This is a genomic window from Rhodococcus sp. SBT000017 (assembly GCF_003688915.1).
Taxonomy (GTDB): Bacteria; Actinomycetota; Actinomycetes; order Mycobacteriales; family Mycobacteriaceae; genus Rhodococcoides.
In genome coordinates, this window is sequence record NZ_REFU01000002.1 from 658384 (window position 1) to 674176 (window position 15793).

Sequence of the window (15793 nt, forward strand, 5' to 3'; positions counted from 1 at the left end):
GGGGCGTCACCGTAGTGGCGGCGACACGGTGACGGGGACCTCGGCGCGACCTGGTCGCGACGCCGGGAAAGTCCGGCCGAGGAGGTCGCCGATCGACCCGAAGTCGACGTATGTGTCGGCAACTTTCTCGGTCGCCGGTTTCACCGCCCGGGTGATCGTCAGCAGATCCGGCTGCAGGATCTGAATATAGCCGTTGAGCTTTTCCACAAGCTTCAACACGGGAGGCCACTTGTCGTACGAGGTGGTTGTGAACCTGATGAACGCCCGTTGAATCCGCGCCAGCCCGTTCACGGCGTCAGGGGTGCGTACAGATGCCGTACTGAGGACGTCCCCGGCATCGGCCAAGAGGCCGAGCAGGAACTCGGCGTTGTCTGCGGTCACCCGGACGGACCCATCTTTGCCGACGAAATCGACTACACGGTGCATCATGTCGCCGATCGTGTCGAGGTCGTCCTGCCGTCCGGCGACGGCCTCGGCGACGGTCTTGTTGATGGACTCGATCGATTCCGGGTCGAGCCCATCTGCCACTGCAGCCAACTTTGGCAACACCTGGGGAACCGATTGCGACACGTGCACCGCGTCCGCGGGCACCACGTCTCCGTTATCGAAGTACCCACCGGTTGCCGTGCCCGCGGGCACGAAGTTGATGTACTGTTCCCCCGCGAGCGACAGATTCTGGATAGACATCTCGCTGTCCTGGGGGATCTTGTGGTCGGAATCAATCGTCATCTCGACCTTAATTGCCGAATCCGCGACGTTGATCGAGGACACCTTTCCGACGGGTACCCCCCGCACCATCACCGGCGATGTGTCCAGCAGACCGCCTGAGCTGTCGATGATGGCGGTTAAGGAGTACTCGGAGCGGGTGGGGTTGATGTGTGCCACGCCGACGACGAGGTAGCCGAGCCCTACGACGAACACGACGGCGAGAGCCAGTATCGATATGAGCGTGCTGCTGCGGTTCACGGCATCATTCCGATTGATCTCAACACGGTTACGAAGGATTCGGCGTCACGCCGCGCTAGGTCCCGACCATCGATGGAGATGTCCGAGAGGTTAATGTCGGGCGACCGCACGAATGGAATGAGTTTGTCGCGGATGACGCTCGTTGCCTGCTCCGTGACGGACTTCGAGTAGATGTCGGAGTTGGCGATCGAATCGATCACCGGGGCGATCCCGGCCACTGACTCCTTTATCCGTAAGTACTCCGGATCCACGATCCTGCCCGCGGACACTGCGAAATCACGCAAGTTGGCGATGAGTAACGCGACCTCGATCAGGGAGTAGCCGAGGCCAGAAAAGTTGCGTCCGCCCTTGGTCAGCATCCGGTCGATTCCCGACGGATCGTCCAAGATCACTTTCAGAGTCTGATCCGCCGACCTCAACACTACGTCGAGTTTGTCGGTATTCGAGGAGACCTCCGAGACGGTCTCCAGCGTTGTCTGGTATAGGGCGTCGAATTGCTGCAAGTCCTTGGGGAACGTGGTGTTCAATGTCGAGATCGCGGTGTGGATCTTGTCGAGCTCACCGCCCCCGAGGACATTCGACATCCCGCGCATGACGTCCTCGACATTTGCTGCCGGCTCGGTCCGTGCCAACGGGATCACCGAACCCGACCGCAGCAAGGCACCCGTCGACGGCTCGGCTGGGGGAAGGATGGCAACGTAGATCTCACCAAGGAGAGTGTCCTGACGCAGCTCAGCCCGCGATTCCCCCGGCAGCTGAGTCGTGTTGTCGATGCGAGCTTTCACGACCGCATGCCCGTTCTCGTACGTGACATCTTCGACGAACCCGACGCTGATTCCCCCCGAGAGAACTTTTGCGAGGGCAGGCAAGTTGAGTGCGCTGGTGAACTCCATCTGGATGTCGTAACCGTCCGCGTCGGAGGTCGCTATCGTCGGCGGATTGTCGGCGTTGATCCCACACGATGTCACGAAAACTATCGTTGCCATCAGTGCGACCACCATGGGTCCGAGGCATGCGCGATTGACCGAGATCATCAGGCCCCTCCCCCCATCATCCCTGCGATCGTCCTCGATACATCGCTGGACCCGCAGACTCCGTTTGCCACCGGCGCGGCGCAGCCACCGACCAGGCTTCGCAAAGGCAGCGACACTGCGAACGCCTGCACAATTGACTTGGCATCGGGGTGTTTCACGATGAGGTCTGCCGTGCGGGCTGCGATCGCTACCACCATGTCCGGCTGCTCTCCCATGTCGGCGATGAGCGGAACGGCAGCATCACCGATCGCGAATATCGGGGGACCGAAATCTGTTGCGAACCTCGAGAGGATCGGAACGAACGTCCCCGCGTACTCGACTGCCGAGCCGAAGGTCTGGCCGAACGCGATGATGACCTCGATGGCACCTACGAAGTTGTCGAAGAGGGCGGTCACCTCTTTGTCGTTCTCGGTTGCCACCCCCGTCAGTGCGGCGAGGTTCCCGACGATGCTGCGAATCTGCATATCCCGCTTTGCCGGGTCGTCGATGAGCGTGGCTGAGTCCTTGATGATCCCGGCCACGTCACCCTGCGTTCCTTCTAGATTGCGGGAGACGAGCTCGAGGGACTGCAAGATCGCGTCGGTGTTCCTGCCGTTGTCCTTGACCAGGTCCTCGGACAAGTTGCTGATCGAGTCGAGCGTCTGACTGATTCCCAGCGGGGTTCTCGTCTTACTCAACGGAATGCACTGATCCGTCTCGTATCGGGCTCCATCAGAGTACGGCTTGGTGAACTCGATTTGACGTTCGGTCACGATGGATGTCGACACCAGAGTCGCGCCGACGTCGGCGGGCAGCGGAACGCTCTTGTCGATCCGCATGTCGATCCTTACACCGGACTGATCACTATTCTGGTGCACCCCGACGACGCTGCCTATCTTCTTGCCGAGCATGGCTACTGTGTTGCCTTCGAAGAGGCCCGATGCGTCGGTGAACTCGGCACACAGGGAGCGCGTGTCGTCGGACACCCTCCCCCCTATTTCCACACTAGCGACCACCACAACCACCACGGCGATCAGGAGCAACAGTCTTCGGATCCATGTAGTCAACATTTGTCGTCACCACTCGGAATGCACACACGAACCTCTGGTTCTGTGGTAGTCGACGCACCGACCGGCGCCTGGAGGAGGACGCCGAGGCGCTGAGTGATCTGATCAACCTGGGCCAGGGCATCGGAGTAGCCTGGCAGCTCTGACGACACCTTGTCGAGGAGCGTCTTGTATTGTTGGACAGACGGTTCGATTCCATCGCTGTAAGCCACGAGCGGCCTCGTGAGAAGTTTGAACAGACGACTGAGAAGGTCGAACCCGCCGCGGACGTTATCGATATCAGGTCCCAGCGTACTGGCAAGGAAGCTGAGTTGACGGAGAAAGTCGACCAGCACCTGTTTTTGATCGGCGAAAGCGTGGACGTATTCATCGGATAGAGCGACCGCTTTGTCGAGCTGACCGTACTGTCGCTCTAAGAGTTCCATCAAACTGCTGGTGTTCCTCAGTGCGTCGGGAATGTTTGTGTTGCCGTCGGAGAACGCATTCTGCAGCAGCGACGCAGTCTGACGGAGATCGACGCCCTTTACATCGCGGAACACCGGCGTCGTCGTCTCGAGCGTGTCCGAAATGTCGTAAGTACTCGATGTCTGAACAAGGGGGATCGCCCCCGACAGCGAGGTCGGTCCTGACCCTGGGTCCAGATCGAGAACTCGCCCGCCGATCGGCGTGATCAGGCGAACCGCTGCGGTGGCATCCGAACGGACTGGCACTGAGTCGTCGAGTCGAAATTCGACTGTGATAAACGTTCCCGCGAGGTCCACCGACGACACCGTTCCCTGTCTTATCCCCGCTATACGCACCTGATCACCCGACTCCAGCCCTCCGGTGTTGACCAGTTGAGCCGAGTACACCTTTTGGCCGGGCGGTGCGATATACACGGTCCCGGCGATTACCAGACCGACCACCACGGTCACCACCACCACAGCGGCGACGATGAGGTCGCGTCTGCGTTCGGACTGGTGATGCGGTCGATTTCGACTGAACAACCTCACTTACACACCACCAATCGTTGCCCCATAAGCGCAATCGTGGCTGTATCCGGCAGGGGCAGAAGGCCTTTCGAACATCGTGCCTCACTCGGCGTGGAATTCGTCGAAGCGTTCAGCGAGTCCATAAGGGGCTTGAGCAGTACCGCGCCATTCAGCAGCCCCTCCAACTCCCCGGGTTCTCGCGCCAGACGCTGATAGATCGTCGCGAAACTCTGGTCGTACGTTGAGTCAAGTTGCTCCCCGGCGATGACAGTTTTCTCCATGGACCGGTTGACCTCGCCCAGCGACTCCCGCAACCGGTCACTCACGCGGCTGAAGGCGTCGACGATCGATCCCAGCTGGTCGACGAGTTCGACCAGCTGCGCCGAGCGGCCTTCGAGTTGGTCGGAGACCTGGCCGAGACTCGTCACGATATTCGTGATGATCTCAGACCGCTGGTCCCCGTAGGCGGTGATGTTGGCGACCTGCTCCAGAACAGGCGATATACCCCTCCCATCACCTTGAGCAACGCGCAACAAGTTGGACTGCAGTTCATTGATCTCGTCGGCGTTAAGCGTGTCGAACACCGGCTTGAACCCGTTGAACAAGGTGGACACATCAAATGAGGGAACGGTCTTGTCGAGTGCCACCTGTGTGAGCGCCGCCCCCTGTGTCTTTCCCTGTGCCGCACCGATCAATTCGACATATCGCTGTCCGAGAAGATTCTGATAACGCACGGCGGCGGTGGTGCTCGACGTGATCGCGACGTCGTTGTTCAGTTGGAAATGAACGACCGCGGTGGGCCCTTTCAGGCCGATCGCCGTCACATAACCGACCTTTACTCCCGCCAAACGCACACCGTCGCGAGGCTTGAGCCCAGATGCATCGGAGAAGACCGCAGACCGTTCAGAACTCGCTCCGTCCGAGCTGGGTTCGAGGATGGCGATGATCACGTAGGTGAGAACGCCGATGACTGCGGCGAACGCGACGATCTTGACGATGGTGGGAATTAACGACTTGAGCTTCATCTTCTTGGTCCTCCTGCTGCAAGCGCGCTCTGCAGCGCAGGTGACGTCTGCACTACCAGGGCGACCTGAAGTTGTACTCGCTCGCCGACTTGCGGCGTGGCGTTGTCGATGCTGTCCAGGATCTGCGGGATGGTGTAAATGGTCTGCGCGAGTCCCGATGCCGATCTGGCGACCGGCCTCGCCAGATCGAGGCCGACGTCCAGTACCGAACTCAACGCCGGGTAGTTTTCGCTCAACAGTCCTCCCAGTCCCCCGAACAGAACCTCGCCGGTGCTGTTGAGGTTGCCTGTGGCCTGATTGATGGCCTCGTCGGTGGCGAAGAAGTCAGCGACGTCGACGTTTATGAGGATGCCCGGAACGAACGGCGTCATGAAGTCGGCAACGCCCTGGGACAGGTCTGCCGCGATCGCCAAATCCTGGCCCACTGGCCGCTGTTGAACGTCCCGAGTGAGCTGCGCGATCTGGAACATGAGCTGGCCGGCATCGGCAAACGTTTGGGAATCATCGACGACAAACTTCACCACAGAATTGAACGCCGGCTGATCGAGAGCATCGACCAGCTTCGAGAGTTTTCGAATCAGGGTCGATACCGAAGTGTGTTCGGACTGCAGCTTGCTCACATAGACGCTGCCGCCATCACGGATGAGGACTCCCCGCCCGGGGTCGACAATCTCCAGTGCCGTCGGCCCCAGCGCGCTGGCGGACGTGTAATTCACGGCCATGCCCTGACGCAACCGGATGTCGTCGTTCACTCCGGTGAGCTCGATTTTCACATTTACACTTTGGTCGCGCCCCGACACCGAGGACACCTTGCCCACCGTGAAGCCCCGATACTTCACCTCCGATCCGCCCTTCAACCCGTCACCAACCGCGTCGGTGGTGATCGTCACTGTCGTGTTGTCTTCATATTTTCCGGTCGCGTTGCCCGCCAGAAGATAGCCGGCAACCGTCACTACGACGAGAACCCCGATCCCGCGCAGGGTCAAGTTCGCCAGTGAGGGCGCGCGTCCTGATGGATCTTGAAATACAGCCACTTGAACTCCTAGCCCGAAATCTTGACGCCCGAATCGAAACCCCACATCAACAGGGTTAAGATCATGTCCTCCACGACGATGATGATGAGACTGCTGCGGATCGCTCGACCAGACGCGCGGCCGACGCCTTCTGCTCCGCCGCTGGCGTAGTAACCCTGGTAGCTGTGGATGATGACGACCGACACCACGAAAACGAGGACCTTGATTACTGAGAACGCCAAATCCTGCGGTTTGAGGAACGCATCGAAATAGAAGTCATAGGTGCCACCCGACTGGCCGTGTAAAAGGATGACGACCAGCTTGGCCGCGCCGAAACTGAGTATCAGCGTTACGATGTAGAGGGGGATGATGGTAGTGATCGCCGCGACCACACGCGTGCTGACGATGTACGGAATCGGCCGCACCGCCATCGACTCGAGCGCATCGATCTCTTCGGCGATACGCATCGAACCTATTTCCGCAGTGAGGCGACAGCCGGCCTGGGCTGCGAAACCGATCGCGGCGATCATCGGTGCCAACTCTCGAGTGTTGGCGTATGACGAAATGAATCCCGTAAGAGACCCCATCCCGACCAGGTCTAGCGAGGCGTAGCCCTGGATGCCGATGGACGCCCCGACAGCCATTCCGAGAATCACAAGCACGATCGCGGTACCCCCGCCGACCAGTACAGCGCCTCGTCCCCAGGCAAACTCCTGTATGAATAAAAACGTCTGTCGTCGATAGGTGGTTGCGACGTGCCGAATTCCGGCGACGGTGTCGATGGTGAATGTTGTAATGTGCCCGAGCTGCGCGGGGACCTCAGCGAGGGGTGTCACAGCACGCACGATCGGACGAGTAACAAAACTATAACGGGTGGATGGTACTGCGGTCACGTGTTCTCCGTCATCCGATGGTCTGCGGGACGAACATGATGGTCAGTTGGGTGATGAACACGTTGATGACGAAGCACGCCACTACCCCTAGGACCACGGTGGCGTTGACAGATGTGGCCACACCTTTGGGGCCACCTTTCGTGGACAGGCCCCGATGACACGCGATTGTCACGACCACGAGACCGAACACCACTGACTTGATCAGCGCTACAAGGATGTCCGCCGATGATGCGAACGATGCGAACGATGCGACGTAGCTCCCCGGCGTGATGCCCTGGACGTTGACGCTAAGGATGTAGCCGGCCACGAGACCGGTAAACACGATGAGCATGCATAACATCGGAGCGACGATGAGAACCGCGACGAATCGAGGTGCGACGAGTCGACGTGTCGAATTTAGTCCGAGCGTCTCCATGGCATCGATTTCTTCACGGACGGTGCGTGCGCCAAGGTCAGAGGCGATGGCCGACCCTGCCGCACCACCGAGCAGGAGCGCGGTGACGATCGGTGCCCCCTGCTGAATGATCCCGAGTCCACCGGCGGCTCCGGCGATAGATGTGGCCCCGACCTGCTGGGTTAGACTTCCGACCTGCACCGAGACGATAACGCCGAACGGGATCGCGACCAGGATCGCTGGCAACGTCGTTACGGTGATGACGAACCACGTCTGTGTGACAAACTCCCGAAACGGAAACCGTCCGGTGACAATATCGCGCACGGCCCACCGCAATGCCTGGCCGGCGAGGGCAATCGAATTTCCAAAGGTCACAAGACTGGCTGTCGCTCGACCAGCAATTTCTGTATAGATACCGGTCTCTCCTCTTCTGTCTGCGCAGCTCGTCGCGATAAGGTGTTCGCACAGTATCAGGTACGTGCAGTACCTGGTACATGGTTTCGGGTAATCCCCGTCGGATTAATCACCTGAGAGGTTGGCGTGTCCCCAAGTGAACGGAGCCATCTCGATTTAGAGCCTTGACCCGGATCGAGCCGGGAGCGATCTTCCACTCCGAACTTGCCGTATGTACCTCGCGGGCTTACCGGGCTCTCGTGAGCTCTCCGCGGATGCGGTCTTCGCGGGGTGTTGTGGGGCAACAGTATGGCCGAAAGTTTCTTCGCTGATTTCAAGAACGAATGCGTCTACCGAACGATCTACTCCACCAAAAGCAAAGCACGACAAGACATCGTCAGATACATCGACGGCTTCTACAGTTCACAACACCGCCATTCGGCGCTCGGGTACCGAACCCCGAACGCTGTCCACTACAGTTACGGGCAGTCCGCAAACGCGGCTTCAGAATAGTCATCTCCAGTGTCGGAAATCCTCGCGGCAGATCAACCCCACGCACGGCATCCGACCGTGATCGTCGGCGAACGCGGGTACAACCGCTGCCGTTGGTACCGTTGGGGTGAACCTCACGCCTCAATAACGTGTCCCTATGGTTTCTGTCAAGCTGCGTGAGCTGCGGGCGGTTGGTACAGGGTCTTGTTCTTGAGCATGGCGTACAGGACGTCGCATCGGCGTCGAGCGAGGCAGATGAGCGCGGCGTTGTGTTTCCTGCCTTCGGCTCGCTTGCGGTCGTAGTAGGCGCGACTGGTGGGGTCGTGCAGCGCGGCGAAGGCCGAAAGGAACAACGCGCGTTTGAGTTTGCGGTTTCCTGATCACGCTAAATGCTCACCTCGGATCGAGGTGCCGGATCGGTGGGTCACGGGTGCGATGCCGGCGTAGGCGGCCAGGTGTCCTGCTGATTTGAATGCCGATCCGTCACCGACTTCGAGAAGGATGCGTGCGGCAGTCCTGACTCCGACGCCTGGCATCGAGATCAGGAGCGAGGAAAGAGGGTGGGCACCGAGCATCCTCTCGACGTCCGAGCCAACTGTGTTGCGTTGCTGCAGTGTCTCTTTGAGCGAGTCCGCCAGTTTGGGTAGAACAGTCTCGGCAGCCGCAGACCCGGGCACTACTACCGTCTGAGCCTCGAGTGCGGCGTAGATCTCCGCAACCAGTCTTGCCCCCATCCTGAGCGCGTTTTTGGCGGCGAAGCGGTCAGTTTCCGCTTACCAGCAGCGCGGATGCCGCCGGGGCTACCGCAGCGGGACAGGATCTCGAGCACTGCCGGGTGTGTCACACGCGGTCCGAGGACTCGTTCGAGCGCGGGGTGAATGCCGGTCAGCAGTCCGCGGATTCGGTTGCTGACGCGGGTTGCTTCACCGGCGAGATCGTCATCGAAACCGATCAGCACACCGAGCTCGGCGAGTGTGTCATCACCGGTATCGACTCGTCGCAGCGTGTGGGGCATGGTCCGGGCCGTGTCGGCGATGATGAACGCAGGCCCGCGCATCAGTTTTGGCTTGCCCTGGATACAGATCTGCGATGCGGCGCATCGACAGACCCGGTAGGGACGCGAACTGGTGCTCGCAGGATCGGGAGACGGTGACCGGCAGGGCGTCGCCGATCGTATTAGGCTGATCGACGACGATCAACAGCGGCCCGCGCGTGGCGAGGCGGTCGAACACTGTGCGCAGGCGGGCCTCGTCATTGGGTAGGGCTTTGCCGTACAGACGGGTTCCGTCGACGGCGAGACCGACGGCGTGATGTTCGGATTTTCCCACGTCGATGCCGCAAAACACGGCGTAGCTCGTGGCCATGAAGCAGTCCTTCGTCCGGTCACCGATCCGACGTCAACACCCGGCGACAGCCCCCCACCCCCCCCGGATCATCGATGACAGGGGCGAGAAGTCATACCGGGTCTGGCTACCGTAGCCCTCGGTTTCAAGTATCAGCTAGAAGATAACGGGCCTGGCCCGATAGCGCACACGACGCGGCCGTCGAGCCGAAAACGGTGACCGCGAACATCGAAGGCTTCCGTCGGCGGCTGAATTGTTGTCGGCGCGGGGCAGAGATCAGGGTCTGTTGCCGAGCAACGACACGGCATCGATGCAGCGTCCACCGAGAGGCGTTCGACTGTTCCGTCCGGCAACTCTTCGGTCGTTCGGTGCCTCCGCACGCCTGCGGCGATCCGGCACGAGAGGCTGCAGCACAGTGCGATGCACCGTCTACCGCGCGCCGTCGAACGACGATGGGCATCATCTCGTGATGGCGGACAGCGAGCGTGAAGCAGACTCCAGGGACTCCACCAGGATCAGCTCGAGTGCAGGCAGTTCGGCAGCCGACACGGCCACCGCAGCTGCGCGTGTTCGCACATCGAGACCGCGTTGTGTTCCGGCGCGGGCAGTTTCGGTCCAGGCCTGGGCGCAGTGATCGGCGGCCACCGCGAGGTCTGCGGTAGCGGGATCCCCGGTCAGACGTGCAATCTCGGTACAGCCGTCGGCGAGAAGCCGACGAAAGAGCCCGCCTCCGGTTCCGGCCTTTTCGATGAAGATACCGAGACTGAACAGCAACGTCTCGAGGTCATCGGGCGGAAGGTCGACCCAGCTCTTGACGTCGGTTGCCAGCTGGTCGACCGCGGCCAATCCTTCGGCACCGGCCGCTGGTACGTGGTCGGCTATTCCCGGTGTCGATGGGGCGCGCATGCTGGCGGCGGATCGGGCAAAGGCCGCGGCCGCGGCAGTAGACACGGGCGGCAGTGTCTGCGGCCATGTGATTCGGTACGTGCAGTGACGTGTCGGTTGCGGGAACGAGGTGGAAGATCGCGCCCGAGCGAGCGCGTCGAGCGGGATCTCCTGCACATCGGCCCGATCGTTGTCGACGACCGAGGCAGTCCCCCCGATCTCGTCGTAGCCGATCACCACGATGTCGTGACGACTCATCTGCAGTTTCACCCGTAGGTAGGGCAGCTCAGCGATATCGGCCCAGACCAGACTGGGTCGTCCCGCATCGATGTCGTCGCGAACCCATGACCATCCCTCAGCGGGATCGTCGGTCGTGAGAACCTCGACTTGTCCGCCGAGCCTGCGCGGTAAGTCGATCTCGAAGTCGGCACCGCGGCCGACCAGGTACATCGGTGGGACCAGGTCGTCCGATCGCAGGTAGGACAAACCCAGATCACCACCCAGTGCGAACACCAACCCCTCGTCGGGTGGTCCGTCCCATCCCAGACCATGCCACTGGAGAAGGTCTCGCATTGCACCTGACCCGCAGTGCCCTCCCATCCGGTGGGGATAGTTCTCGATCAGAGTCGTGTGGGTCACTGTGGCTGCCTTTCGGGTGGATGGTCGAGCGCGCGTGTCGGCACGCTCAGCTGTTCCGGATTCTGTCGAGATACGTTCGGCGAGCAGCCATGTCGACGTCCGCGAGGAACACCGAATCTGTGTTCAGGGCCGCACCCAGTCCGGTCGCCAGACGCCGGGGGACGAATTTCACCGCCGCGACCATTGCGCCGGCGAGACGGGTGACGCGGACGAAGGGGCGTGGATTCTCGATCAGATCTGCTGTCGCGCGGGCGATCTCCTCCGGCTCGGCGTTGCGTAATCCCTTTGCGCCGGCGGTTCCGGCGACGAGTTCGGTGTTGGTGAACGTCGGGCGGACTGTGGACAGTCGAACCCCTGACTTGCGGTACTCCAGTCGTGCGGCCTCTGTGAATCCGATGACTGCGAACTTGGTAGCGCAGTAGGTCGCCAAACCAGGTACCGCGAGCTCGCCGGCCAATGACGCAGTGTTGATGATGTGTCCGGTGCGGCGCGGCAGCATGCGCTGAAGAGCCAGTTTGGTCCCGAAGATGACCCCCAGGACATTGATCTCGACTTGCCGCCGGGTTACTGCATCGTCCTCTTCGTGGGCGTGGCCGGTAGGCATGATGCCCGCGTTGTTGATCAGGATGTCGAGGGGTCCGAGTTCACGTTCGACCAGGTCCAGAAACGTTGTGAACGAGTCAGGTTCGGTGACGTCGAGTCGGGTGACGACCTTCACCCCGAGTTCGGCGGCGGCCTCCTTCGCACGTGCCTCGTCGATGTCGCCGATGGCGACCCGGTGGCCTCGTCGAATCAACTCCTTCGCTGTCTGATAGCCGATGCCGCGAGCTCCACCTGTGATCGCCACGGTCCTGGCGGGGGTGTGAGGTGCGTTGTTCATCATGCTGCGCTCCTTGCATAGATAAGAGACATCGGTAGACGCCGTTCGGGCCGCTCTCGCGGTAGCGGCTGCGCACACAGGAGAGGGATATGGGTATCGCGCGGCGTCTCGTGCCCGGGGAGGCGTTCGGATCGGTCGTTCATCGGCCGCAACCCCAGCGGCAGAACGGGTCTCGTCTGTTCGGTGCAACTTCCGGTGCCCGGCCTCAACACGGCCGCGCCGACGAGACAGTCATGTGGCACAGCTCTGCCAGCAGGTGTCGGCTCACCCGATTCGAAGGTGTCCGAGGCGGTCCGAGTGTTCACGATCGCGATTGTTCGCGGAGAGAGCTCCGACCGATCGGCAGTCGGCCGCGATACGGGGTTCGGCGCGTATGTTCTCACCGCTTGTGTTCATCGAGACTCCCGCGGCGAGTTTCGATCCCCGGGAGTTTCGCCCGGCCGGGTGCGGCCGGTGAAAACATCATCGAGTGGGTGAGCGCCCGTGAAGATCGTGGGGCCGTAGGCGTGCCGAAGCACCGTCAAGATCGCGTTCAAGGGTAGGTCATCGAAGACTCCTCGCTCGCGGACATACTCCATGTGCTGAGCTCCGTCTGCGGTGAAGGCATGCATGAGAGCATCGCGATCGCCGTCGAATTCCACTGGCGGCACGCCGAAACGAGCGCACAACTCGACATTGAATGCCGGCGTGGCCTTCAACCACCGGCCCTCGATGTAGAGGCGACTGTAGCCGTGGTAGACGAACAGGTCGGTGCCGCCCATCAGCGTGCGCAACGTCTCGGTCTGCAGGTGATTTCGGACGTCGGCGAAACCGAGCAGTGCCGGGATACCCGCCGCCCGGCACACTGCGGTCAACAGCACCGCCTTCGGGACGCAGTAAGCGCGCCCGGCCTCGAGGACGAAGCTCGCTCGATAGTGGGCCGGATCGTCCGACACGGTGTACGGGTCGTACCAGATTCGGTCGCGGACGGCGGCGAAGAGGCGTCTGGCCTTGTCACGGTCGCTGCTCGCATCCCCGATTGCCGCGGCGGTGAACGCCCGCACGGATTCGTGCTCGATGTCGAGGAAGTCCGTTGCTCCCAGATACGCGTGCGGTGGCTGCGTAGTATGTGCCCCGGGCGGGCGGTCTGTCATGGTCATCGCCGATGTTCCCTTCTCTGAGCAAACCGGTTGCTGTTGTGTGCACAACGACCGAAGGATCGGTCAGTTGCGCGCGAGTCCGCCGAGCATCAGGTCTTCGCGTTGGACGGAGAGTCGCTGGGCGATCACCCGTTTGCTGTACATGAACTCGCGCGGGCGACCTATGCAGTCGGCGGCAATGAGCTCACCGGCCTGGAGATAGAAGCAACTGAAATCACTGTCACGGGTGGGATCACCACTGAGAACCACTTCGTCGTATCCAGTGTTGAGGCCGGCGATCTGCAGCTTGAAGTGATACTGATCTGACCAGAACCACGGCAACGCTTCGATTTTTCTGGACTTCCCGCAGGCGGTCGAGGCAGCGACTTTGGCCTGCTCTCCTGCGCTCGAGACGGACTCCAACCGTAGTCGACGGCCGTAACGGGCCATGTCGTGGCTCGCGCAGTCCCCCGCCGCCATGATGTCGGGGTCGTTGGTCCGAGTGTGATCGTCGATCACGATGCCGTTGTCGATGACAAGACCCGCGTCGGCGGCGAGGTCGGTGTTCGGCTCGACGCCGACACCGACGATGACCAGATCTGCGAGGATCGATTCCCCGCTGGCCAAACTGACTTCACGAACCTCACGGTCACCGGACAGGCCTTCGACCATCGCGTTCGTTCTGATGTCGACTCCCTGCTCGCGATGTATCCGCTCGAAGAACGTCGAAACCTCGGGAGCAGTGACCCGCTCGAGCACACGCCCAGTTGCCTCGAGAACTGTGACCTGCACGCCCAGTGCGCGCAGCGATGCCGCTGTCTCGAGTCCGATGTAGCCGCCTCCGACGATCACCACCCGCCGGCCAGGGCCGGTGGCCATACGGATCCTCTCGACGTCCGCTGCGGTACGTAGGTAGTAGACCCCGTGGAGATCGGCCCCGGGAACGGTGAGCCGACGAGGGCGGGCTCCCGTGCACAGCGCGAGCTTGTCGTAAGCCAGCTTCTCCCCGGTGTCGAGAACGACGTTGCCTTCCGACCGAACGATGGCCTCCACCTGCGCGTTCAGGAGCTGAATACCTTGCTTGGAGTAGAAGTCCGTGCTGCGAATGGCGATATCGTCGAGTACGCATTTGCCCGCCAGGTATGCCTTCGACAGCGGGGGGCGTTGATAGGGAGTGGCAGACTCGTTACCGATGAGGACGATCTCGCCTGTCCAACCTTCTTGGCGCAAACTAGCTGCCAGTTGTGCCCCAGCATGGCTTGCGCCGACGATGATCGCCCGTTGCGATGTCATGCGCTGGAAGTAGGCGTCAGGCGCACCATCATCTTGCTGATGCCCCGCACGAAATTCGACTGAACATACTCGGGGTCGCCGACGACCTCGATGTTCTCGAAGCGGGGAAGCAACTCCTCCCACAGAATCCGCAGCTGCATTTCGGCCAGCCGATTGCCCATACACCGGTGTACACCGAATCCGAACGCGATGTGATTGCGCGCATTGGCACGATCGATGATGAAATCATCAGGATTCTCGAAAACGCGTTCGTCGCGGTTACCCGAGGCATACCACATCACCAATTTGTCACCCTTGCGGATGAATTGTCCGTTCAGAACGGTGTCGGCTTTGGCAATTCGGCGCATGTACGCCAAGGGTGTTTGCCATCGGATGATTTCCGAGTTCATGTTGGGGATCAAATCGGGATTGGCCTTCAATTTCTCGAACTGGTCGGGGAATTGGTTCAACGCAAGAACGCCACCGCTCATCGAGTTACGCGTCGTGTCGTTCCCACCGACGATCAGCAGGACGAGGTTGCCCAGAAATTCCATCGGACGATCGATCAGATCCTTGGTGTCCTCGTTGCTCTGCAACATGGTGATCAGATCGAAACCGGACTCTTCCCCTGCAGACCTCCTGGCTGCTTTGTCATGCCAGAGAGCGCTGAGGCCACGGGCCATGTCACGCATGCCCTCGAACACCTCGTCGTTGTCCGAGGGCCCACCGTTGGCTTGCTCCATCGAGGTTGCCAAATCGGACCAGTAGACGAGTTTGCGGCGTTGTTCGTAGGGGAAATCCAGAAGAGTTGCGAGCATCCGAGCTGTCAACTCGATCGAGACATTCTGCACCCAGTCGAACGGCTCGTTCAAGGGGAGGTCGTCCAATACCTCCCGTACCCGCGATCGGATCAGTCCCTCCATCTCCCGGAGGTTCTTCGGTGCGACAACCCCCTGGACGGCAGCGCGCTGCTTGTCGTGGCGTGGCGGGTCCATCGCGATGAACATCTCGATATCGAGAAACCGGGGCGGGACGCCGATGACGATGAACGGTTCGGCCGAGAACACAGCGTGGTTCTTGTCGACGGCCACGATATCGGCATGGCGCGTGACCGACCAGAACGGGCCGAACGGACTGTTGGGTTGGTAATGAACCGGTGCCTCGTTCCGCACGCGCTCGAAGTACGACTGCCACCGCCCTTGTCTGTAGAGAAAGGGGTTACTGAGGTCGATGTCGGCGAGCTCGACATCCTCGACCGGTGGGATGGGACTTTCGACGAAGATCTTCTTGCCATTCGTGCCAGTCACCCACCGTCGGGTCTTGTCGTACAGATGAGCGCCCTGGATCTGCAGCCCTATAGGGATGGTCGACTGGACCTTGTCGGTGATCGACTCAGAAACTTTCATGCTGTCGTGCCTGCCTTTCACAC

At 61.0% G+C, this 15793-nt stretch carries 14 protein-coding genes and 1 pseudogene; 1 reads left to right on the forward strand and 14 read right to left on the reverse strand.

Features of this window, described 5'->3' with window-relative positions; all coding sequences use genetic code 11:
* Positions 1-6: 6 nt before the first annotated feature.
* The 8 genes from AYK61_RS24230 to AYK61_RS24265 are packed head-to-tail and all read right to left on the reverse strand — an operon-like array spanning position 7 to position 7717.
* Positions 7-966 carry an MlaD family protein gene (locus AYK61_RS24230; protein WP_027498251.1) on the reverse strand — a complete coding sequence of 320 codons (960 nt, stop codon included), beginning with the start codon at positions 964-966 and terminating at the stop codon, positions 7-9.
* The gene (locus tag AYK61_RS24235; RefSeq protein ID WP_032375375.1) at positions 963-2000 is read right to left on the reverse strand and encodes an MlaD family protein; all 1038 of its coding nucleotides are present in this window, start codon (positions 1998-2000) and stop codon (positions 963-965) included. Before AYK61_RS24235 ends, AYK61_RS24230 begins: the two co-directional genes overlap by 4 nt.
* Positions 2000-3049, reverse strand: coding sequence for an MlaD family protein (locus AYK61_RS24240; RefSeq protein ID WP_027498253.1), 1050 nt, complete (start codon positions 3047-3049; stop codon positions 2000-2002). The genes AYK61_RS24235 and AYK61_RS24240 overlap by 1 nt, the downstream gene beginning before the upstream one ends.
* A complete protein-coding gene (locus tag AYK61_RS24245; protein WP_121873417.1) occupies positions 3043-4038 on the reverse strand; it encodes an MlaD family protein in 996 nt (331 codons plus the stop codon). Before AYK61_RS24245 ends, AYK61_RS24240 begins: the two co-directional genes overlap by 7 nt.
* Positions 4035-5042 carry an MlaD family protein gene (locus AYK61_RS24250; RefSeq protein ID WP_027498255.1) on the reverse strand — a complete coding sequence of 336 codons (1008 nt, stop codon included), beginning with the start codon at positions 5040-5042 and terminating at the stop codon, positions 4035-4037. Before AYK61_RS24250 ends, AYK61_RS24245 begins: the two co-directional genes overlap by 4 nt.
* Entirely contained in the window at positions 5039-6076 is a 1038-nt protein-coding gene (locus AYK61_RS24255; RefSeq protein WP_048316169.1) for an MlaD family protein, read from the reverse strand. Before AYK61_RS24255 ends, AYK61_RS24250 begins: the two co-directional genes overlap by 4 nt.
* 8 nt (positions 6077-6084) lie before the next feature.
* Complete coding sequence (locus tag AYK61_RS24260; protein ID WP_027498257.1) at positions 6085-6948, reverse strand: ABC transporter permease; 864 nt, start codon at positions 6946-6948, stop codon at positions 6085-6087.
* Between the two features lie 10 nt (positions 6949-6958).
* Positions 6959-7717 (reverse strand): ABC transporter permease, encoded by a 759-nt coding sequence (locus tag AYK61_RS24265; protein ID WP_027498258.1) that lies wholly within the window; start codon positions 7715-7717, stop codon positions 6959-6961.
* Between the two features lie 327 nt (positions 7718-8044).
* On the opposite strand from AYK61_RS24265, the gene AYK61_RS28330 reads away from it, so the two are divergent.
* Positions 8045-8248 (forward strand): integrase core domain-containing protein, encoded by a 204-nt coding sequence (locus AYK61_RS28330; RefSeq protein WP_141214819.1) that lies wholly within the window; start codon positions 8045-8047, stop codon positions 8246-8248.
* Positions 8249-8394: 146 nt separating this feature from the next.
* Here the strand turns inward: AYK61_RS28330 and AYK61_RS24275 are convergent.
* The 6 genes and pseudogenes from AYK61_RS24275 to AYK61_RS24300 all read right to left on the reverse strand — a co-directional run bounded on the left by AYK61_RS24275 (position 8395) and on the right by AYK61_RS24300 (position 15770).
* A pseudogene (locus AYK61_RS24275) lies at positions 8395-9591 on the reverse strand (IS110 family transposase).
* A 438-nt stretch (positions 9592-10029) separates the two neighbouring features.
* Positions 10030-11094, reverse strand: coding sequence for a BtrH N-terminal domain-containing protein (locus tag AYK61_RS24280; RefSeq protein ID WP_027498261.1), 1065 nt, complete (start codon positions 11092-11094; stop codon positions 10030-10032).
* A 46-nt stretch (positions 11095-11140) separates the two neighbouring features.
* Complete coding sequence (locus AYK61_RS24285) at positions 11141-11977, reverse strand: SDR family oxidoreductase (protein ID WP_068046070.1); 837 nt, start codon at positions 11975-11977, stop codon at positions 11141-11143.
* 389 nt (positions 11978-12366) lie between these two features.
* Positions 12367-13107 (reverse strand): transglutaminase family protein, encoded by a 741-nt coding sequence (locus AYK61_RS24290; protein ID WP_121873610.1) that lies wholly within the window; start codon positions 13105-13107, stop codon positions 12367-12369.
* Positions 13108-13176: 69 nt separating this feature from the next.
* The gene (locus AYK61_RS24295; protein ID WP_068046072.1) at positions 13177-14385 is read right to left on the reverse strand and encodes an NAD(P)/FAD-dependent oxidoreductase; all 1209 of its coding nucleotides are present in this window, start codon (positions 14383-14385) and stop codon (positions 13177-13179) included.
* Positions 14382-15770 carry a cytochrome P450 gene (locus tag AYK61_RS24300; RefSeq protein ID WP_027498265.1) on the reverse strand — a complete coding sequence of 463 codons (1389 nt, stop codon included), beginning with the start codon at positions 15768-15770 and terminating at the stop codon, positions 14382-14384. The genes AYK61_RS24295 and AYK61_RS24300 overlap by 4 nt, the downstream gene beginning before the upstream one ends.
* Positions 15771-15793: the final 23 nt, after the last annotated feature.